At 59.5% G+C, this 20,398-nt stretch carries 16 protein-coding genes; 5 read left to right on the top strand and 11 right to left on the bottom strand.

The genetic code is table 11. The features are described from left to right. The 4 genes from BGRAMDRAFT_RS02945 to BGRAMDRAFT_RS02930 all read right to left on the bottom strand — a co-directional run. Positions 1–1,178 (bottom strand): RICIN domain-containing protein (locus BGRAMDRAFT_RS02945; RefSeq protein WP_044020204.1); only part of this gene is annotated, 1,178 nt, incomplete at its 3' end. 76 nt (positions 1,179–1,254) lie between these two features. After that, entirely contained in the window at positions 1,255–1,878 is a 624-nt protein-coding gene (locus BGRAMDRAFT_RS02940) for an SCO family protein (protein ID WP_044020130.1), read from the bottom strand. Between the two features lie 312 nt (positions 1,879–2,190). Continuing rightward, entirely contained in the window at positions 2,191–3,993 is a 1,803-nt protein-coding gene (locus BGRAMDRAFT_RS02935) for a NosD domain-containing protein (RefSeq protein ID WP_006047162.1), read from the bottom strand. 54 nt (positions 3,994–4,047) lie between these two features. Further along, positions 4,048–4,959, bottom strand: coding sequence for a polysaccharide deacetylase family protein (locus BGRAMDRAFT_RS02930; protein ID WP_157140577.1), 912 nt, complete (start codon positions 4,957–4,959; stop codon positions 4,048–4,050). A gap of 586 nt (positions 4,960–5,545) precedes the next feature. Between BGRAMDRAFT_RS02930 and BGRAMDRAFT_RS02925 the strand changes: the two genes are divergently transcribed. The 4 genes from BGRAMDRAFT_RS02925 (at position 5,546) to BGRAMDRAFT_RS35235 (ending at position 10,227) form a co-directional block, all read left to right on the top strand. Beyond that, positions 5,546–7,798, top strand: coding sequence for a polysaccharide biosynthesis tyrosine autokinase (locus BGRAMDRAFT_RS02925; RefSeq protein ID WP_006047160.1), 2,253 nt, complete (start codon positions 5,546–5,548; stop codon positions 7,796–7,798). A 248-nt stretch (positions 7,799–8,046) separates the two neighbouring features. Further along, the gene (locus BGRAMDRAFT_RS02920; protein WP_232292222.1) at positions 8,047–9,132 is read left to right on the top strand and encodes a hypothetical protein; all 1,086 of its coding nucleotides are present in this window, start codon (positions 8,047–8,049) and stop codon (positions 9,130–9,132) included. Between the two features lie 10 nt (positions 9,133–9,142). Next, positions 9,143–9,634, top strand: coding sequence for a hypothetical protein (locus tag BGRAMDRAFT_RS35240; protein WP_232292213.1), 492 nt, complete (start codon positions 9,143–9,145; stop codon positions 9,632–9,634). Further along, the gene (locus tag BGRAMDRAFT_RS35235) at positions 9,583–10,227 is read left to right on the top strand and encodes a hypothetical protein (protein WP_232292212.1); all 645 of its coding nucleotides are present in this window, start codon (positions 9,583–9,585) and stop codon (positions 10,225–10,227) included. Before BGRAMDRAFT_RS35240 ends, BGRAMDRAFT_RS35235 begins: the two co-directional genes overlap by 52 nt. 61 nt (positions 10,228–10,288) lie before the next feature. On the opposite strand, the gene BGRAMDRAFT_RS02910 is transcribed toward BGRAMDRAFT_RS35235, so the two are convergent. The 7 genes from BGRAMDRAFT_RS02910 to BGRAMDRAFT_RS02875 all read right to left on the bottom strand — a co-directional run bounded on the left by BGRAMDRAFT_RS02910 (position 10,289) and on the right by BGRAMDRAFT_RS02875 (position 19,343). After that, on the bottom strand, positions 10,289–11,221 hold the full coding sequence (locus BGRAMDRAFT_RS02910) for a glycosyltransferase (RefSeq protein WP_006047157.1): 933 nt from the start codon (positions 11,219–11,221) through the stop codon (positions 10,289–10,291). A gap of 73 nt (positions 11,222–11,294) precedes the next feature. Then, complete coding sequence (locus BGRAMDRAFT_RS02905) at positions 11,295–12,236, bottom strand: glycosyltransferase (protein ID WP_006047156.1); 942 nt, start codon at positions 12,234–12,236, stop codon at positions 11,295–11,297. A 58-nt stretch (positions 12,237–12,294) separates the two neighbouring features. After that, positions 12,295–13,449: a glycosyltransferase gene (locus BGRAMDRAFT_RS02900; RefSeq protein ID WP_044020128.1), complete on the bottom strand. Its 1,155-nt coding sequence runs from the start codon at positions 13,447–13,449 to the stop codon at positions 12,295–12,297. 1,099 nt (positions 13,450–14,548) lie between these two features. Then, a complete protein-coding gene (locus BGRAMDRAFT_RS02890; protein WP_175130913.1) occupies positions 14,549–15,679 on the bottom strand; it encodes an amidohydrolase family protein in 1,131 nt (376 codons plus the stop codon). 8 nt (positions 15,680–15,687) lie between these two features. Then, the gene (locus BGRAMDRAFT_RS02885) at positions 15,688–16,995 is read right to left on the bottom strand and encodes an MFS transporter (RefSeq protein WP_006047153.1); all 1,308 of its coding nucleotides are present in this window, start codon (positions 16,993–16,995) and stop codon (positions 15,688–15,690) included. Positions 16,996–17,112: 117 nt separating this feature from the next. Then, the gene (locus tag BGRAMDRAFT_RS02880) at positions 17,113–18,387 is read right to left on the bottom strand and encodes a CaiB/BaiF CoA transferase family protein (RefSeq protein ID WP_006047152.1); all 1,275 of its coding nucleotides are present in this window, start codon (positions 18,385–18,387) and stop codon (positions 17,113–17,115) included. Beyond that, positions 18,384–19,343 carry a hydroxymethylglutaryl-CoA lyase gene (locus tag BGRAMDRAFT_RS02875; protein ID WP_175130917.1) on the bottom strand — a complete coding sequence of 320 codons (960 nt, stop codon included), beginning with the start codon at positions 19,341–19,343 and terminating at the stop codon, positions 18,384–18,386. Before BGRAMDRAFT_RS02875 ends, BGRAMDRAFT_RS02880 begins: the two co-directional genes overlap by 4 nt. A gap of 263 nt (positions 19,344–19,606) precedes the next feature. Here BGRAMDRAFT_RS02875 and BGRAMDRAFT_RS02870 point away from each other — a divergent pair, with 263 nt between their 5' ends. Further along, positions 19,607–20,380 (top strand): IclR family transcriptional regulator, encoded by a 774-nt coding sequence (locus tag BGRAMDRAFT_RS02870; protein ID WP_006047150.1) that lies wholly within the window; start codon positions 19,607–19,609, stop codon positions 20,378–20,380. The last annotated feature ends 18 nt before the right edge of the window (positions 20,381–20,398 follow it).

The following is a 20,398-nucleotide window of genomic DNA, read 5'->3' as shown; positions in this document are numbered from 1 at the left end:
ATGTCGTACATGACCGCGTTGCCGTTCATCGCATCGGTATCGTTCGCGCGCTTGCCCGCATCGGTCACATTGCCGTTACCCGCGGTGTCGAACCAGTGCATGGCCTGGCTCGGCCCCGCGTGGAAAACGCGTCCGTTGGCCACCGCGAACAACCACGCGTGGTTATCGGCGCGGAATATGCCCGCCGCGTCCTGCGTCAATATGTAGTCGGCGAGTATCGCGCCGTTGATTTGCCAACCCACGCCCGATGTCCACGTCTCGCCGTTCTTGCCGCCCTCCCCGCCATTCCACGAGCCGCCCAGCGTGAACACGCTGCCGTTGCTCAACGTGACGGTGCCCTGATAGCCGCGCGGGATTTTCATCAGGTTGCTTGACGTCCATTGACCCGTCGACGGCGTGTAGATACTCGTCTTCGAACTGCTCGATCCGCCGTTGACCAGCAAGCGGCCGTCAGGCAGATTCGCGATGCCTGGACAGAACATGTCGTGCCCGGTATTGCTGACCAGTACCTGCTTGTTGGTCCCTGTGGTTGGGTTGAAGACTGCGGTGTAGGTCTTTCCCGGCGTGATTTCACCCGAGGTGAAATCGAGCAGCATATCGGAGGACCACACCAGCACGTTGCCATCGGGAAGATTGGCTGCCGCTGCGGGAACCATCGGCACGCCGAAAGGCCCCGACCATTTGGACGGCAACGTCTTCACATTCAGACCGCTCAACTGCCAGGTCTGCAGCGCGCTGCCATTGCATGTCTGCTGGCGGATTTGCTGACCCCATCCAGTGAGACTCTGCGCGGCCAGACACAAGCCGCTATGCGCAGCCACTATCGCGTAGCCGTTGCCTTGCGGCTTCGCGGTGAAGGTCTGGTTCGTCTGACCGTTGCACGACCACTGGATGATCGCGGCGTCCGCAGCCTTGCTCTCCGCGTTCACATCCATGCACAGGCCGCTGTTCTGATTAACGAAATGGAATTGCGACCCGATAGGTACAGGCCGCCACTGCTGATTGGCGCCGCCCGAGCAGCCCCAGGAGATCACCGAGGCGCCGGGAGTGGTCGATGCAGAGTCGACGTCCGCGCACACATTGCCGCCGAGCGCTATCGACCCTACCGTTTGCGCTTCTACGCGTCCGGCAAACATGGCAAGCGTCAACGCCAGTGCAGCGACGAAAAATGCATTCATGCACTTGCCGGCATAGCGCGAGAAGAATCTGACAAACGGAATTGGCGCCACGGTTTCTGCTCCAGTGAAGGTTGTACTACGCGCGCCCCAATGCGCTCAGCGCATTGCAAATTTCATCTGCACGCGGAAGATCCGCGCTGCGCCAGCGCAATCGCGCGTTGGCATCGAAGCAGTAGATCTGGGTTGCGTGATCCGCAATATTGCCGAGCGGCAGGCGGCTGCCTGCAAGCGCCATACGCATGCCGTCGATGTCGCGCAATGTGGGTGTCGCCGCAGTCCATGCAGGGCCCGCCTGAAAGCGCTTGAGCCACGCATGCAACGCGGATGGCGAGTCGGAGAGCGGATCGATTCCTATCGACAGCAATCGAACCGGATAACGCCCACGTATTTGTGGCAACCGCTCCTGGACCGCGCTGAACAGCGCCCCTTGCAAAGGACATACGGAACTGCATCCGGTATAGATGGTTTGAAGCGCAGTCACGCCGCCTAGCAACAAGCTGTTGAGCAATCGCTCGGTGCCGGCCTGATCGACCAGCCGCGTATCGTCGAGACGAACAGGCGGCGTGACGAGACCCGAAGTTCCATGCTGTGCATATGACGGCAAAGGCGCCGCCGCGATAGCAAGCGATGCGATATCGCGCAGGAAGACGCGACGCGACGATCTTTCAAGCGGGATGGACTCGCCGGCTTTAGCGCGCATGAGAGCTTTCGGATCAAACAAGGTGTCGTCCTCCGCAAAAGCTCTTTGGGGAAGTCGGCGATCACTACGTTGCTTCGGTTTCGGGGGGCGGAAAACCGGTCACGTATTGGAGGTAGCGATTAACGCCGACGGCAAACGATCGTATGCGAAGATCGCGGCTTCGGTTTGTTTAGTACCCCACACTTCGCAGTGTTTGATGACGCGAAGCGCATACGCGCGCGGCAAGTCAGCGCGTGGGCGAAATGAAAGATCTGGGCAATGCGAAAGCACTGCGGCGATCTCTATTAATTCGCGTGCCGCGATGCTGTTTTTTTAACCCGCGCTGGCATTGCTCGCGAGCAGCATTCCCGAACCGCGAGCCTGCGAATAGCCCGTGCCGCAGCTCATCGCACTGTTTCCTGTGACCGACATGTCGGTGCAGCCCGACAGATTCATGCCGGTCTCGCACCGGCGCACGAGATTCGCCGACACAACGCCGCCGATGCGATTTGCCGCCGCAATGCCGCTTCCGCCCGGCCCGTTGAAACCTTCGACGACATTGCCGACTACCACGGCGCCCGTCGCGCTCGCCTCGAGATAGATGCCGTGCTTCGCGCTTTGCTGACCGAGTACGGTATTGCCGTTGATCACGGGATCGGACACGTCCATGCAATGGATTCCATGCGCGCCCATGTAGCGCAGGTTATTGCCGAGAATCGACGGCGAATCCTGATACTGCGCGAAAATGCCCATTGCGCCATCCGCGGCATTGCACAGCACACTGTTATTGGTGACAGCGGTGCCCTGCCCGCGCTCATGCCACTTGAAAGTCAGTAGCGGCGAGCCGGCGCCTATCGGATTGCTTGCGAGCAGCGCAGTCCCCGCAACACTCACAACGAACGTCGCTGACGGCACGCCTGGCCCGGTGATGAGCTGCCCAAGTTGCACGGCCGGATTTGCAGATGCAAGCGTGGCGCGAGCCGTGCCGTTTGTCGCCGCCCGCTGCTCCACCGCGACCGCGTCATCCACGTCCGAGCCCAGCAAGCAGATTGCGGCTCTCGCGTGACCGCGCGTGAGATCGATGGTATTGCCCGATATCACGCATTGCACCGCTCCGCCATACACGGCAATGCCGGCGTGAATCGGGTCCCATGCGGAGCCGGTGCCGTCCGTTGCCGCGCGGTCGAATATCACCGTGTTGCCTGTGACCGAGCATGCCAGCGATCGGACGATAGCGATGCCCCACCACTTTGCGCCTTCGCAGGTGTTGCCTGTGATGGTCGAGTTGTTGACGTTTTCCGTGACGATGCTTCGCCGAAACGGACCTCGCACGACGTTGCCGACCACCGTACACATGTTGTCCTGAAGTGGGAAAGAGTCGGCATGGTAGTTCGCCAGCCCTTCCATGTGTATACCGATGCGGCAGTCCTGGCCCGCCTTCGCCGTCACGAGATTGCCGGTGATCGTCGCCGCGCAACCCCACACCGTGATACCGTCGCCGCGATCCTCGCCATACGTGGATTTTTGCGTGGGCCCGCCGCCGGCGCCGATACAGTCGATAACCCGGTTGTTCGCGATGATGAAGTCGTGGTACTCACCGGTCGATTCAACCTGGATGCCATTCTGAAAATAGCGAATGGTCGAGCGCGTCACGGAACCCAGACTTGCGCGAAACATGATGCCGACGTTTCGCGCCCCGCTATTCGACTGAAGCATGTTCGGGTTCGTCAGATAGACTCCGTCGAATTCGCAGCCAGGAGCAGTCACCGTGATCGCCGCCGCATTCGCGATGCCTGCGGTAAAGCGCAACTCGCCGCCGCCCATCACCCGAATCGTCTTCTCTATCTTGAGCGGCTTCGTCAGCTTGAACACGTACCCGCCTGGCACATTCACTACTGCGGCGCCGCTGCTGAAAGCCGCTTGTATCGCGGCGCTATGATCGAGCGACGGCGCGCCGGAGCGTGCGTCAGCGCGTGCCTCGGCTGACATGAAGTCCAGCACGCTTGCTTCGCCATTCGGCCCGCGTACATTGACTGCATTCGACGCAGTTGCCGGATTGGCCGAAAAGTACCCCGCCACTGCCGCGCCCGCGGTCGTAGTTATCTTCGTCAGGAAGTTGCGCCTTTGTTCACTCACAATTTTTCCAGCAAGTTGGAGTACAACTGTTGGCCGTTGCGACTTACCGCTTAATTAACCGGCATTCGTCTGCGGCTTGCCAAGGCGAGCAAAGTTCAGCGTTCTGATCAGTATCGACTTGACCGTGCCCAAAGGTAGAAGCCGCCAGGCGAGCGGCACGCCCGTCATTTGCGCGGCAAACCACGGTAATGAGGAATCGTCTTCGATATCGAATGCGCTCAGGCGAAACGGATCGCTTCTTTCGTCGTTCCAGCCCACTGCCGTAGTGCGCCCGGTTTTGTATCCGGTCGCCTTGAGCATCGCCACCTCGCGCGATCCATATCGGCCATACGGGTAAGCGAAGTGTTCGCAAGGTGAGCCGGTCAACTGCTCAACCTCACGCTTCGATTGCGCGAGTTCGTCGATACATTCCTGATCGTCGAGGCGTGTGAGCGTCGGATGAAAGCGCGTGTGCGATTGAAAGTCCACGTACGGCAGCATGGCTTCTATCTGCTCTCTGCTTAGTCCGCTGACCGGTGCTTCGTCGCTGCGCACGTCCTGTTGAAATCCGCGCCGCGCTAACTCCTCGAGCCTTTGCGAATTGGGGAGCTTGATCAGACGCTTGACTCCCGCATGCTGCGCGCCGGGTGTCAGCCACCAGTGAGTGCGCTCGTGCGCCACGATACTGCTGCAAATATAAATAGTCGGACGAACGCCATGCTTGATGAAAATCGGCAACAGTGCCGCGTTTCCGACGTGGCCATCGTCGAATGTCAGTGCTGCGCGCCGGCGACCCTTACCCGGTTTATTTACTTCGGACATCGGAACAAAATCGCAATTCCGCTTCAGATACGCAAGATGTGAATCCAGTGTGGCAGGATCGGGATCGTGATAAAGAAGTACAGCAACCCGGTCTCGCCATAGCAGCAAGCGTGTGAGCGCGGGCAAGCCGCTTACAAGAATGGCGTGCGTAAAGATCGTGCGCATTAGTTGCTTCGGCTTCATGTCACCTCTTGAGATCACGAAGTACAGCACGTGTTGTGCGCTTCCTTATACCGTTGCCGATAAGGTGCGAACGTACGGTTAACCACAAACGCGCCGTGTGCGCCGACTTTCGCGTAACGGCTTTGCTTTTTGCGAATACGATCGCTAGAAAACGCAGCGCAAATGATCCAATAGAACTTGTGCGCTCGCGAACATACGCGTCGAAAATGGCACCGCAGACTCTGGCAGTGCTGACCGGTGCGCGTCACGCAGTGCGCCGCCTTCACACCGTTCTACATGCGACCCGGCTTCATTCAGGCACGAAGCGAGTGTGACGAGTCGCAGCATTCCGACAACGTATGAGCCTTGTTTGCCGCCATGTTTTATCGAGGCAAGAAAGAGGCGTCTGATCGGCATTTCCACGGGTTCGAACGACGCTCCTTGACCCGAGCGGAAAGCAATGAGCCGCGGCGCTTACGCGCGGTAAGCAGACCAATAGCATCCGGCAACGGAACTTCGCTGGCATCGGCGGCTGCGCATCAATGTGTGTGCGGGCAGTCGGTTAAACCTCTTCGATGATGGGTTCCCTATGAACGAGTTTTCTCCAAAATCGCAGGCTGCCGGCTCCGGCCAGAATGACGTGAATCTGGTGCGTTACGTCGACGTCGTCCTCGCGAACCGGTGGCTTGTACTCGCCATTACGAGCATGGTGCTGGCAATCGGTGTCGCGTACAGCTTTCTCGCGCCGCCCGTTTATCAGTCGGATATTCTCCTGCAGGTTGAACAGGAGAGCCCCACCAACACCAAAAGTCTGCTAGGCGACGTGTCTAGTCTGTTCGACGTTAAAACAGAAACCACCGCCCAGATTGAAGTACTGCGCTCGCGCATGGTCGTGGGAAATGCAGTCGACAATCTCAGACTCTACATAAGCGCCGAGCCGAAACGCTTTCCGCTAATCGGCAATTGGATCGCGCGCTGGAACAAAAGCCTGTCTCAGCCCGGCCTGCTCGGAGTCGGCGGCTTTGCGTGGGGCAATGAATCGATCGATGTCGGGACGTTCGATGTCCCCGAGGATCTCGAAGGCGATGACTTCAAGCTGACCTCGCTTGGCGGAGACCGCTATGTTGTCGACCAGAAGCAGCTCGATGCGCCGATCTACGGACGCGTCGGCGAGACGATCGTTTCTAATGAGAGCACCGGCAAGATAACGCTGCGCGTGCAAGCACTCAATGCGAATCCCGGCACCGAATTCGTGCTCGTACGCAACGCGCGACTGAAGACGCTGGAAAACCTGCAAGACAAGCTGTTCATTGTTGAAAAAGGCAAGCAGAGCGGCATCATCGGCGCGTCACTGACAGGCACGGACCGTCAACTGACCGCGAAGATCCTGAACAATATCGGCGATGAGTACGTCGCGGCAAATATCGCGCGCAAGGCTGCTGAGGCTGAAAAGTCGCTCGCGTTTCTCAGCGATCTACTGCCGCAACTGAAGAGCGAGCTTGAAGAATCCGAGCGCAACTACAACGCATTGCGAATCAAGCGCGGCACATTCGACATCAGCGAGGAAGGCAAGACGTATTTGCGCGAAAGCGTCGAATTGCAGGCGAGCGCGCTGGCACTCAAGCAGAAGCGCTCGGAGCTGACTGCACTTTTCACGAGCGAGCATCCGTCGGTTCGTGCCGTCGACCAACAGCTTGCCTCGCTGAGCGCTAAAGAAGCCGCGGTCTCGCAGCGAATGACTTCACTGCCCGAACTCGAACAGGAATCGTTGCGCCTGATGCGCGATGTGCGCGTCAATAACGATCTCTACGTCGGCATGCTCAACAACATGCAGCAGTTGAAGCTCGTGCGCGCCGGCAAAGTCGGCACCGTGCGCCTGCTTGACCGTTCGCTCGTACCGAAGGAGCCCATCAAGCCGAATAAGCCGCTGCTGATCGCAGCGTCCGCGGTACTCGGCCTCTTTCTGGGGATAGCCGCAACTTTCATGCGCCACATACTGCGCGGCGGCGTGACGAACCCTCAGGACATCGAGCAGGAAACCGGTCTGACCGTGTATGCGACTGTGCCGGTGTCGCGCACACAAGCAACGCTCGAGCATGATTCGCCAGAACGCAGCGAGGGCTTGTTGTTGCTGGCGTCGCATTCTCCCGGAGACCCGTCGGTCGAGAGTCTGCGCAGTTTGCGTATCGTGCTGCAGCTTTCAATGCTGGAAGCGGGCAACAATCGCGTGCTGCTCACCGGTCCGAGCGAACAGATCGGCAAATCGTTTCTATGCGCGAATCTCGCGGCCGTGATGACCGGCTCCGGCAAGCGTGTGCTGCTGATCGACGCCGATTTGCGCAGAGGTCATTTGAATGACTATTTCGGCAAGGAATCTCAACCAGGGCTCGCGGACGTTTTGACGTCGAATGCCACGCTGGACGAGGCTCTGCAGCGTAACGTCGCGCCCGGACTCGACTTCCTCCCCAACGGTACTACGCCGTCCGACCCCGCAGAACTTCTAATGGGCGACGCAATGGCGCGTCTTCTCGAATCGGTCGGCGACAGTTACGACATGGTGTTGATCGATACGCCGCCCGTTCTCGCGGTATCCGATGCGGCGGTAGTCGCGCACCGTTGCGGCACCGTGTTCCTTGCCACGCGCTTCGGCACGACTTCGGTCGATGAAGTGCGCGAGTCCGTCAAGCAACTCAGGCATGCGAACGTGGAAGTCAAAGGCGTGATCTTCAACGCCTTTCATCCCGCGGCCTATCGCTACAGCCTCGGTTCGCATGCGGGGCGAAACCGGTATCTGTCGTATCAGTACGCGACTGCCTCGAGCGACTCCAAATCCAATAGTTGACCGGCGTCCAACGGTATGCCGCAAAAAGCCTTTTCGGCCGATGCGGCATGACCCGGACGGCTTTGCCCAAACCGAACTCCAAATAGAAGATGATCGTCAATGTAAAGCATTCGGTGGTTAGTATCGCGGGCGTTGTCCTTAGCCAGGCCGCGAACTTCATTGCGGTCATCCTGATCGGCAAGTTCTGCGGGCCGAGCGAGCTCGGTTACTTCAGTCAGTTGAATGCGATTGGCCTGTTCGCCGGTTCCGTGCTGGGCTTGCGGCTCGAAGTGGCCTGCATGGCAGCGGATAAGAAGCTCGCCGTTCAGGCGCTGGTGAGTTCGAGCTGCGTCGCCACAGCGATCGCTCTGCTGCTCGCCGCCGTCGCGGTGGTCACTGGCCAGCAGAAGTACTTGACCGTCGTGGTGCTCGCGACCGGCGTATTCCTGCAGCAGGCACTGTCTTCCGCACTGGCGAGCGAGCGCAAGTACCTGAGCATTGCCGTGCAGCGTGCATTTCCCAATGTTGCATTCGCGGTCGCATTTATTGCACTGATGATGGCAGCGAGACACCCGTGGAGCGGCCCGGATATCTTCGCGGTATATAGCTTCGTGTTTTTTGCTTCGGCCGTCGTCCCATTGGTCGGCTATCTTTTTGCTTCCCGACCGATGCTTTCGTCGGAGTGCCTGAAGTTCTCCCGGCTGCAATTGGATTACGCCAAGTTCTCTCTGCCGACAACGTCGCTTAATTCGGTCGTGATCTACTCAATCGCGATCCTGATGCCGCTCGCTTTCGCCCCGCACGACGCGGGCGTGTTTGCTCTCGCCTATCGCGTCGGCTATTTCCCCGCGTCGCTTCTGTCGCAGAGTCTCGGGGCTGTATTTCGCCGGGACCTGATCGATCTGGTGGAAAGAGGAGCGGACGTGCGCAGCGGCAGAAATCCGGCGACATCGTTCTCGCTGGTTTTGATGCCGTTGAGCGTGGTTCTCATTGCCGCCGGCTATCTCGGTCTCGCGCTCATCATCAACTTCAAGATGGGAGATCTGTGGCAGCAGTCGATGGAAGTCTACCTGCTGTTTTCGCCGTACTTCCTGACAATGGCCGTGTTCGGTTCGCTTGCACAGGTTTTTATCGTCTTCAGGCAGCAGAAGTTCGATCTGATGATTCAACTGATGAGCGCCGCCAGCATTTTCGTCATTTTCTCTTTCAAAAGCTTCTTCAGGCTCGACTTCATGTCCGTTGTGCTGCTTCTCAGTTTTATGGGAACGCTGGTGGCATGCATCGGAATCTACTATTCGGTGAACGTGGCGAAAGGCGGCATGAGCATCAAGCCGCGGGATTCAGTCGCAATCTAAGGGGATGAACGTGCGCATTGTCAAAGTACCTGGGCTGATCGGGCCGAGCGCGAGTCCCGGTGTGTCGGCGACAATCTGGGTGCTGCTGCTCGCGCTTCTTTGCTTCGTTGCCGTCGCGCATGAAACGGTGCTGCCGGCCAAGTTCCTGCTCGACGAGCAGGTTATCCTCGAACGCATGGTGACGGTTAGCCGCTTCGAAGCGTTCGGCGACTCCTTCGACAACCTCGCATGGACTTTGCGGTGGCTCGGCGCGGGTACGGCGGGAATATCCCTGATCGGATTCTTCGCGTCCACCGTCGGACTGGTGCTCGCGATCTGGCGTTCGGGCGTGACGTCCCTGACCGGCACGGAGTTCCTGCTCGCCTGCTTCTGGCTCGTTGCACAAACGGTTTACATCGGCATGCCGTCGAAGGAGATCGTCATCTCGCTGGCGGTTCTCGTGATTCTGCAGTGCAAGGACTCGCGGTTCATCGTTGTCATATTCACCGCTGCGTCGCGCTGATCGCCGTTTTCTTTCGTACCTACTGGGCGATTACATTGGCGCCGGCGCTATTGCTCTACTTCGGGCCCGCCGTTCTGCGCAAGCCGCTGTCTCTCGCGTTCGTGGCTGTCGTCCTGTTCGCGTGCGTGGCCGTCAACTTCCGCATTCAATACGGCGAAACGCTGGACTTCGCACGCCAAATGGTCAACGAGTCGAGATATCCGAACGAGGTGGGATCGCTTATCGTACAGATCATTCCGGGTGGCAATATAGTCTCGGACGTGACGAACGCCATGCTCATTCTCGGGACATTCCTGCTGCCATTACCGCTGATTCTCTCGGGTGTGGCGACGCAGACCATCGGCGGAATATGCACGTTTTTTACGCTGGCGTTGATGTTCTCGCGGTATCAGGGAAGACGCGCAGTGGCGGCGCCCGATCGTTTCGGGAGCTGTGCTTCTGTTTTATCGTCAGCTTTCTTGCGACCCAGGCGATCTTCGAACCCGACTATGGATCGTTTCTCCGCCACCTATCGCCGATCTCACCGCTTATGCTCTATCTGCTGCTTTCATCGCGTTCGGAGCGGGAGTCGGAAGCGCCTCGCTCCTCTATGATCCGGAGCGCCCGCTCGCATTCCGGCCAGCCGGCGCGCGGATAACCGCGATCGCACGACACTCAATGAACGCGCAGCGCCGCGTTCAGGCAGCGGTCTATTCCCGATGACGCGATCACGTTATTCCACCGCAAGTGTGTGAGACCCGAAGGGTCGTTCGCTGGCACGGTCTCATCCGACAGGTGACCGATTCCTGCAAAGATGTCGCGCCCCGTTACCTTGCACAGTATTCCGAATTCGGCCGCGGCCGTGAGGTTCGACGGCGAATCGTTGCAAATGATCCTTTTGCCTAACGCGGCATACTCGAGGAGCTTCGTCGGCGTCTGCACGTTGTACGGGCGCGAGTAAGGAATCGTGGAAATGGCGTACTCGCAGTTCTTCACGACATCGAGCGCGTCGCGCTGCGGCAGTTTTCCCGTGAATATCAGGCCGGGCGCGCCCTGATAGGCGTCGGCAATTTCCTTTTCGACGGCACCCACAAGCACCAGGGTTTCAGAACCGCGCCGCGCCGAGGCGAAACCCGCGAGGAATTCATCGACGCCCCGCTCCCGCGTAATTTCACCCATATAGCAAAAGGTTCCTGCGGGCAGCGACCCGTTGCGGGTTCCCCTGCACGAGAAGATCCAGTCAGGCACGCCCATCGGCAACAGGATGGTTTCCACACTGTCGTCGAAGTTCATGACCTTCTGCATCGATTCGTTCTGAAAAATCCGGAGATCCGGACGCGGCTGCAGTAGCTTCTTCGCAGTGTCTTTCAGCTCAATGTAGCTACCCACCGACAGCGAGCGATAGTCGTGAATCACGTAGCGCGACGGCAGTCTGCGTGGATAGAACCCCATGATGCACCAGAGCACATAGTTCTGCGGGTCGGAGATCTTTCTGTATTCGGCCATCGTCCCCGAGTCGACAAGATAGCCGTTCTTCTGGAAGTACTCGGTGTATGCGGCGACCTCGGGATAGTTCGCCTTGCCCGTATGCAAAATAAACAGTTTCACTTTTCCCTACCTCCGTTTCTCACACCCGGCAGCCAGGTGATCGACGAACTCTCTGTCTCTGACGGCGTTACTCTTATTGGCTCAAGTTTATTTTTTGCGAAATATAGCTATTGATGTTCGACTTCTCGATCACGCTGTCCCACGCAAGCTGCGTGAAGTTCGCCCTTTCATTGGGCTTCGCCGTTTTCATGGTGGCGATCGTCATGCCGGCGAAGATGGAGGAGCCGGTGATGATGCTGTTGATCCGCAAATCCTCGCAACACGCGACGTTCGACGGCGAGTCATTGCACAAGATCTTCTTTCCGAGCGCCGCATACTCGAGCAATTTGGTCGGCGTCTGATAACAATGCGGACGGTGGTACGGAAAGTACGACACCGCAATCGACGACTTCGCGACAAGTGCAAGCGCCTCGCGCTGCGGCAACGGGCCCGCGAACACCAACCCGCGCTTGCCGGCGTATCGCTCGTAAAGACGCGGCTCGGGTTTGCCTACGAGCAATAGCGAAACATCGCTTTCGCGGAAGTTCTCAAGGAACGCGTCAATGACGAGATGAAATCCCCGCTCGAAGCTCATGTCGCCGATATAGCAGAAGTCGGCGATATCTTCGGCATCGGGTGCTTGTTGCGGCACCTCGAAGATCCATTTCGGAACGCCCATTGGAAGTATCACTGACGGCACGTCGTCGTTGAACTTCATGATGTTCTGCTGCCGCGTGTTCTGGAAGATCCGCAAATTGGGCCGCGCGTTCAGATAGCGCTTTGCGATGTCTTTTAGTCCCGCCGAGCCGCCGACGGACAGCGACCGGTAGTCGTGAATGACGAAGTCCGACGCCAGTTGCTTCGGATAGAACCCCATGATTGCCCACACCAGAAAGTCGGCCTTGTTCTCCAACGCCTTGTAGTCGGTCAGCGTTCCGGCGACCACATCGACACCGCGCGCAGCGTAGTAGTCCTGGTATGCCAAAAGCTCGGGATAATTGGCCCGCCCCGGATGCAGCAAGAAAATTTTGTACACAGTGGGTCTCTCTGAATCGTTGGTGCGCTCAACTAGTCGATCGGATCGAATGCCGGAACTACACTGACTTGTCCGGGTTAGGCTGGATATCGCAAGGTCCGATCGAATGGGTGTCCATGACTTCCTTGCTGCGTTTTTCTGCGGTGGACTCGTAAGTGCTCAGCCATCTGTGAAAGATGATGTCCATCGAAAATTTGGCGATCGCGAGTTCTCTTGCGGCCGCGCCCATCTTTTCTCTCAGTTGCCGGTTGCCGCGGAGCTGCTCCACGTAACCCGGCATCTCTTCGTCGGACCCGACGAATCCCGTCACGCCGTGAACGACCACGTCGCGATTGCCGACCACGTCCGTCACGACCGCGGGGATGCCCGCGACCTGCGCTTCGATGAGCGCCACGGGCATGCCTTCCCAGCGCGAGGTCTGCACGTAGATGTCGAGCTCGGACATCAACGCCAGCGCGCGCGAACGAGTTAGCCAGCCACTGCATGTAAGCGCCGACGCCTGACTCGCATCGGGCACCTCTTCTCGGTTGCCGCCGATCCACACAAAGCGCGTGGTCGAGTCGTGCAACGTGTTCGCGAGAGAGATGAAGAGCTCGTGATGTTTCTGAAACGACGCGCGGCCATTCATTCCGATGACCACATCTCCGTCGTCGCGAATTCGGCGCAATGGGATGCTGCTAATGTCGACGCCGTTCTCTATCAGTTCCGCGTCCTTCACTCGCACCTTCTCTTCGATTTCGCGCAGCTCTCCCGGCGAACACGCGACCACTGTTCCGCCCATCAGGTCGGCCATGCGTTCGAACATCAGATACGCAAGCTGCTTCGTGCGAGAAACGTCGCGACGCAAAAATGCAAGACCGTGCGGCGAGTAGAGAACCTTCGCGTTCTGCGTCGCAATTTTGGCGGCCGCCCGCCCTAATACGCCGGCCTTCGACGAGTGAAGATGAATCACCGTCGGGTCGACGCGCCGCATGTGTCTCGCCAGTTCCCACACGCTCGACCAATCCTTGCGAACATGCACGTCCCTGCACATGGACACGTGCACGAGGTCGACCTTGGGGTGGAACAGTTCGACGAAATTCCTGGGCGTTTCAGGTCGTGTCGAGTAAAGCACCGTGACATGCGCGCCGACTGACGCCGCGCGGTTGCAGAGCTCCGTGAGCATCGACAGAACGCCTCCTCCGAATGCCTCGGTAACGTGAACGATTCTCATGGGGCTCCCACGCCAATTAACGATTTGCCAACTTATTCGCCCTGCTCGCCGTCCAGATATGCGCCAATTAACCGGGTGTCCTGGAGCCTGCGTCCGTTTTAAAACGCAAAATGCGAAAATTAATCTGCGCAACTGGAAGTCATGCGTGAAGCGTCGCCAGGTAATCGATTTCAGGGCGCCGCGTTCTTTTTTGCCCGTAGCGAACACCGTTCAGGCCGCAATACGCGAAGCAATACAATGGATTAATACCAGTTAACGCGAACACGCAATTCGAGTTGCTAATCAACGCGAGACTTAGCTTTTTTCGGATTGATGCCTGTCGATCAACAAGCAAACAAGGAAGGCTACTGCTTCTGCAAACGCGGATTTCGCAAACCGCGATGGAACAAAAAGGAAAATCAGGCTCGCCGCATCTTTTAAATGCCGAAAAATGCAATGCGCAAAACCCTGCGTGACGATAAAAGTCTAAAAGTTATCGCTCCGTGCGGAAGGACACATCGCGCGGTAAGTTTTGCAAATGGCGTTTTGGAAGGAGCGGTAAGACTGACTTTCAGATAATATTATTACTTGGCGGGGATTTTTCGATTTATTCTGGGTCCAACCCATTGATTCGCGGTGAAGCGGCTGGAATGGTTATAAGCACGGTTCATTCACAGCGGATAGACCGCCGGAGCGCTTCTACAAACGGGCGGCCAGGGGCGAAGAGAGCAGCGTATGCTTGTGTCGGAAGGTCCGGGACGCGCAGCGCAACGGCTGCTCCTGGCAGGCATGGCCGTAACAGGCGGTGAACGTTCTACAACGAAGCTGTGACCGTCGGCCTGTCGTTTTGATCGTGTACGCTTTGCTTTTTCTATGGAGTACGGCGTTGACAGCGATTCCGATGGCCCTGAGGATCAAGCACGCGTTCTCCGTTGTACGCGTGCTGTGCATCTTTCTTGTGCTTACCGTTTGCATGCAAGTCGTCCAGACCTTCGAACGGTTCGCCGAGCGGCGCAAGGCGCGTCGCGATAATAAATAGCTTTGGCATCGCGATGCGCCGGGTGGCGCGGCTGCGCTTCTTGCCCGGCGTCGGTAGTGAACGGAGTTAGAACGACCGTCGTCAAGCAAGCCGATAAACGCGCGAGACTGTGCCGCGAAACAGTGCCGCGCGTTCGTCGGCGCTTGCATGCGCAGTGAGGCGCTTGAACGCATTCCAGCCGTTGCTATACGGATACGAGCCTTTGTCGACGGGGAAATTGCTTTCGAACATGCAGCGGTTCACACCGAACGCCTCGATGCAGGTATGCATCCACGGTTTCCAGGCGTCGGCCAGTTCTACCGACGACGGCGGACGCTCGCCCTTCTCGAAGTCGAAGCCGTTGATCCGCATTCCAAGGCCGCCGACCTTCACATAGACGTTCGGCAGTTGCGCCAGTTGACGCATCGAGCGCGACCAGTTGTCGAAAACCTCTTTGCGCTTGTCCGCGTAGCTCGCAATGCGCACGACCCCGCCGCAATGATTGATGATGATCGGCATGTCGGGGTACGTCTTCGCCAGATCGAACAGTTCGGGAAGTTGCGGAAAGAACAGCCACGCATCGTATGAAAGACCGCGTGCGGCCAGTTGCGCGACGCCTTCGCGATAGCTCAAATCGAGCAGCAGACCGCGCGGAACCGCGGACAGCGGATTGACCAGCGTTTGATCGGCGTCCCACGTCACGAGGTGCCGAACGCCTCGAAAGCGCCCTTTGCCCGCCTCGATATGCGCGTCGAGCACGCTTTGCACGGCCGCGCCGCGACGAAGATCCGCGTAACCGACAATGCCCTTTGCGACCTGCGGCGAACCGGCGGGCAACGCGGCAACGGCGTTCGCGACATACTCCGTTTCTCCCACCGGGCGCAGCTCTTCGGGGCCGCTCTGACGATAGCGCGTCAGTCCCTGCATGAAGACGGACGCCGTGATGTTATGCCCCGAGCGTGCATCGGCGAGATAGTCGTCGAGCAGATAAATCCAACCGGGACGTTCATAAAAGTGATGATGCGCGTCGATGATCGGCATCTCCGGCTCGATGGCGGCTTCGGTGCCCGACGCGAGCCATTCCGGGCGAACCGGCAGATAGTTGCTGGTGGTCTTCATGCTGTGCGTGTCCTCTGTGGCGAACGCATGCCTGGGTGCGATGGCGCAAGCCGCAACCGATGTCGCGGCAGCGCTGAGAAAGTTGCGTCTTCCTCGTGAACGGATTGTGTTCATGGTCATTTTTATTGGTCGCGATTGAATGCGTAGAGCGACAGCGTCAGCAGCGTCGTGATGCCGAGCACGATGGCAAGCCCCATCATTCCCGCCGTGAAAGTGCCGAAACTGTCCTTCAGATAGCCGACGAGATACGGTCCGGCGAAGCCGCCCAATGCGCCGATCGAATTGATCAGCGCAAGGCCGCCCGCGGCTGCCTGTCCCGACAGAAAGCGGGCCGGCAGTGTGTAGAAAATGGTTCGTCCGGCAATCGTGCCGATGAGCGCCAGCGTCACGCCGAGCAGCGCCGGGCCGAGTTGATGAAAGTGCGTCGATACGCCGAGCGCCACCGCGCCGATCAAGAGGCCCGCCGCGAGATTTGCAATCGCTCCGCCCCGCCGATCGACGCGTTTCGCCCACCACAGCAGCGCGATCGTCGCGAAGAAGTAAGGCACCGCGGAGAGCCAGCCGGTCTGCGTCACGCTCATGCCGTGTCCCTTGAGCATCTGCGGCAGCCAGATGCCGATGCCGTACGAGCCCATCGTGAAGCCGAACGAGATCATCGCGAGGATGTAGACGCGCACGTCCTTCAGCGCCGCGCCGAAGTGCTTTTCCTTGCGTCCCGACGATGCTTCACGATCGAACGCACCCTGCAGCGCTTCGCGTTCTATCGGCGACAACCATTTGGCGTCGGCCGGCCGATCCGCGAGCATCTTAAGCACGAGGAAGCCGAGCACACACGCGGGCAATCCTTCGATGATGAACATCCAGCGCCAACCGGCCAGACCCAGCACGCCATCCAGTTGCAGAAGCCAGGTCGACAGCGGCGCGCCGATCAGCGATGAAAGCGGCGTCGAGACGGTAAACCACGCCAGCACGCGAGTGCGGTATTGAGCGGGAAACCACACGGCCAGAAAAAAGATCACGCCGGGAAAGAAGCCCGCTTCGCCGATGCCGAGCAGCAGCCGGATCGCGTAGAAGCTGTTGGGCCCGACCGCGGCCGAGGTGGCGGCGGCCATCAAGCCCCACGTGATCATGATCCGCGCGAGCCACCGTCGCGCGCCGAAGCGATAGAGCGCGAGGTTGCTCGGGACTTCGAAGATGCAATATCCCGCGAACATGATGCCGGCGCCCCAGCCGAACTGCGTCGCCGTCAGTCCGAGTTCCTTGTTCATCGTCAGAGCGGCGAAGCCGACGCTCGTACGGTCGAGATAATTGAAGAAGTACGCGAGCGCGAGCAGCGGAATAAAACGCCACGCCGCCTTGCGCACCGCCTGCTGTTCGAGCGAACTGTCGTTCACGCTGTCGGCAGCCATGCCGGGGGAAATTGAGGTCATCGTCGTCTCCATGACTTCGCCGGGCCGCTGCGAGAATGGGCGCGGCCGGGCGGTTTGATGCGTTGGCGGTTTTAACTTTTGCGGTTGCGGCCTTTGCGGTTTTCACCACTAACCGCTTCAGGCACTGGCAAGCTCGTTTGCAGATGGGCTGATGCGATCGCCGGCCTGCCACTCCTGACAGCGGACAACGCCGGCATCGGTCAATTGCCTGACGTGCTCATCCGTATAGCCAAGCTCCGACAGCAGCGCCTGCGTGTTCTGTCCAAGCGCTGGCGGCGCGGCGCGCAGGCGCAGCCGCTCGCCGGCAAGCGTCAGCGGCAACAACGCCGTTCGCGTGGTAACCGGCTGTCCCGCACCGCTTGCGTCGGGCGGCAAGGTCACGTCGGCGAGTCCGCCGGTCGCGAGAAGATGCGGATCGTCGAACAGGTCCTGGGGCTTCGTGATCGGCGCATAAGGCAAGCCGATCCGGTCGAAAATCCGGCTGATTTCCGCCGCGCTGAACGCCTCCATGTGCGTGCGCAGCCGGGGCAACAACCAGTCGCGCGCCTGAACCCGCTGGTTGTTGGTCGCGATCCGTTCGTCCACTTTGAGCTCGTGCAAACCGAACGCATCGCAGAAAAGCGCCCACTGTGTGTCCGATACCACGGCGAGGAAAATCTGTTCGCCATCCTTCACGGAGAACACGTCGTACACGGCCCATGCGGACAGGCGATTCGGCATCGGCGCGGCGGCCTTGCCGGTCACCGCGAACTGCATCATGTGCTGCGCGACGAGAAACACGTTGTTCTCGAACAGCGCACTCTGCACTTCCTGGCCCTGCCCCGTGCGTTCGCGCTGCGCGAGCGCGGCCATCGCACCGATCGCGCCGAACATGCCGCCCATGATGTCGTTCACGCTCGTGCCGGCGCGCAGCGGCCGCCCTTCGGGTCCGGTCATATACGCGAGGCCGCCCATCATCTGCACGACTTCGTCCAGTGCCGTGCGATGGTCGTAAGGCCCCGGCAAAAAGCCCTTGTGCGAAACGTAGATGAGGCGCGGGTTCAGCTTCGACAGCGCGGCGTAGCCGAGCCCGAGCTTGTCCATCGTTCCGCTCTTGAAGTTCTCGCTGAAGATGTCCGCGCCGCCCAGCAGCTTGTGCACGATTTCGAGCCCGCGCGGATCTTTAACGTCGACGGCAATGCTTTTCTTGTTGCGGTTGAAGGTGCTGAAGAAACCCGCACCCGAACCGCGGAGCGCGCGCGTGCTGTCGCCGGCGATCGGCTCGACCTTGATGACCTCCGCACCCAGGTCCGCGAGCACCATGCCGCAGGTCGGGCCCATCACCATGTGGGTCATCTCGACCACGCGCACGCCGCTATAGGGCAGCGACGGGTTGTTGTTGGCATCGCTCATTGCGCGGCTCCTTTGAGGCAAGCTTCCGGCTGGACGGCGCTTGGGCCGCGGCCGTCCGCGTAGGTGAATCCCTTGGGCAAGCCGGCGTCCTGCACGTGTCCGTACAAGGCTTCGCCGGGGAGCGCGTCGGCCAGGATCGAGCGCGCGGCAACGAGCGCATCGATGTCGATGCCGGTGTCGTATCCCATCGCTTCGAGGAGGAACGCGAGGTCTTCGGTGACGATGTTGCCGGTCGCGCCTGGCGCATAGGGGCATCCGCCCAGACCTGCCTGACTGGAGTCGATGGTCGTGACGCCCACTTCGAGTGCCGCGACCACATTGGCGAGACCCTGGCCGCGCGTGTTGTGAAAATGCGCGCCGCCCGCCTTGCTGCCGAACTCGGTTTGCAGGCGGCGAAACAGGCGTCGAACCTGGGCCGGATTCGCATAGCCGCTGGTGTCGGACAGGCCGATTTCATCGACGCCGCACGCCGCCATCGCGGCGCACATGCGGATCGTCTCGTCGTCGCTGACCGCGCCGGCAATCGTGCAGCCAAACGCAACCGACACACCGGCTTCGATTGCAATGCCGGGAAATTCAGCGTCTCGCAACGCGACGATCTGCCGGACCTCTTCGATCATCTGATCGGTCGTCTTGCGGATGTTGGCCAGCGAGTGCTCGTTCGTCACCGACACCGGCAACGTCACTTTATGGACGCCCGATTCGAATGCCGCCTGACATCCGCGCAGGTTCGGCGCGAGGACCGCGACGTTCAGTCCTGGGATCGTCAGCGCGTGCGCGACGACCTCGCGGATGTCGGCCATTTGCGGCAGCAACTTCGCGGGCACGAACGAGCCGACTTCGATTTCCTTGAGCCCGGCTGCGGCGAGCGCGGAGATCCAGCGCAGCTTCGCGTCGGTGGGCATGACGGTTCGGATGCTCTGAAGGCCGTCGCGCGGACCGACTTCACTGATCATCACCGGTAAAGGGAGAGACGTATTCAAGAGATGCTCCTTATCGTTCTGCTATACAGAATGGTGTTCTGTTAAACAAAACTATAGGAGCGCGGTGATTGCGCATCAAGCGGGTAAACCCGTTCGCCGTGTCCGCTTTATAGAATAACGTTCTTCTATGCAGAACGACGTGGACAGTGTTTACCCTTGTATGTGTTACGCCGACGAAAGTTGACGCATCTTCGGCGAACCCCTACGATGGTCTGCACAACAGAACGGTATTCCAGATGCAAGCGGACGATGCAGACAAAGGTGGCGTAGCAGCACTAGACCGGGCCTTCGCCATTCTCGGCGTGTTCCAGCCGGGCGAACGCGCGCTTTCGCTCGCCGAAATTGCCCGGCGAACGGGCTTCTACAAAAGCACGATTCTTCGATTGCTGAGTTCGCTCGAACGCGGCGGCTTTATCCGAAGGCTTGACGGTAACTATTCGATCGGCCCCGAGCCGCTTCGGCTGGCGCAAATATTCCAGGAGTCGTTTCACATCCGCGAGGTGATCGAGCCGGTATTGCGGCAGCTTTCGGACGATTCGGGCGAGACGTCGTCGTTCTACGTCAGGCAGGGCGAATATCGCGTGGTCTTGCATCGCGTCGAGCCGCCGCGTTCGGTGCGCGTGTCGATTCGTGAAGGCGAGCGTTTTCCGATCGATCGCGGCGCGTCGGGGAAAATACTCATCGCATTTTCAAAGCCGTCCCGAGCCACTCACGATGCAGTGCGCGAAAGATTGTGGGCGTTGTCCTACGGCGAGCGCGACCCCGACACGGCCGCCGTGTCGGTTCCGGTCTTCGGGCCGAACAGCGAACTCGCGGGCGCGTTGACGTTGTCGGGTCCGAAAGATCGCCTCGGCGCCAGCGACAAGATGCGAGCCGCGTGCAATCTGTTGCTGACCTCGGCAGCGCGGGCGACGGCTGCGCTTGGCGGCGATCATCGCCTCTTCGCGTATGGCATCGCGCTCGCCGCGCAGTTCGATTTCGCGCTGCCGGGTGAAACGCAAAAAGCGTGAGCGTGTATCGCGGATATG

The organism is Paraburkholderia graminis C4D1M (genome assembly GCF_000172415.1).
Taxonomy (GTDB): domain Bacteria; phylum Pseudomonadota; class Gammaproteobacteria; order Burkholderiales; family Burkholderiaceae; genus Paraburkholderia; species Paraburkholderia graminis.
Note: the sequence above shows the minus strand (reverse complement) of the source record. Positions and strands in the feature narration are given on the sequence as shown.

What these genes read in the sequence shown, in the direction of transcription:
- BGRAMDRAFT_RS02925 (WP_006047160.1), top strand. Translation starts at nt 5,546, where the DNA reads ATGAACGAGTTTTCTCCAAAATCGCAGGCTGCCGGCTCCGGCCAGAAT.
- BGRAMDRAFT_RS02885 (WP_006047153.1), bottom strand. Translation starts at nt 16,995, where the DNA reads ATGACCTCAATTTCCCCCGGCATGGCTGCCGACAGCGTGAACGACAGT.
- BGRAMDRAFT_RS02875 (WP_175130917.1), bottom strand. Translation starts at nt 19,343, where the DNA reads ATGATCAGTGAAGTCGGTCCGCGCGACGGCCTTCAGAGCATCCGAACC.
- BGRAMDRAFT_RS02900 (WP_044020128.1), bottom strand. Translation starts at nt 13,449, where the DNA reads ATGAGAATCGTTCACGTTACCGAGGCATTCGGAGGAGGCGTTCTGTCG.
- BGRAMDRAFT_RS02890 (WP_175130913.1), bottom strand. Translation starts at nt 15,679, where the DNA reads ATGAACACAATCCGTTCACGAGGAAGACGCAACTTTCTCAGCGCTGCC.
- BGRAMDRAFT_RS02940 (WP_044020130.1), bottom strand. Translation starts at nt 1,878, where the DNA reads ATGCGCGCTAAAGCCGGCGAGTCCATCCCGCTTGAAAGATCGTCGCGT.
- BGRAMDRAFT_RS02880 (WP_006047152.1), bottom strand. Translation starts at nt 18,387, where the DNA reads ATGAGCGATGCCAACAACAACCCGTCGCTGCCCTATAGCGGCGTGCGC.
- BGRAMDRAFT_RS02930 (WP_157140577.1), bottom strand. Translation starts at nt 4,959, where the DNA reads ATGCGCACGATCTTTACGCACGCCATTCTTGTAAGCGGCTTGCCCGCG.
- BGRAMDRAFT_RS02870 (WP_006047150.1), top strand. Translation starts at nt 19,607, where the DNA reads ATGCAAGCGGACGATGCAGACAAAGGTGGCGTAGCAGCACTAGACCGG.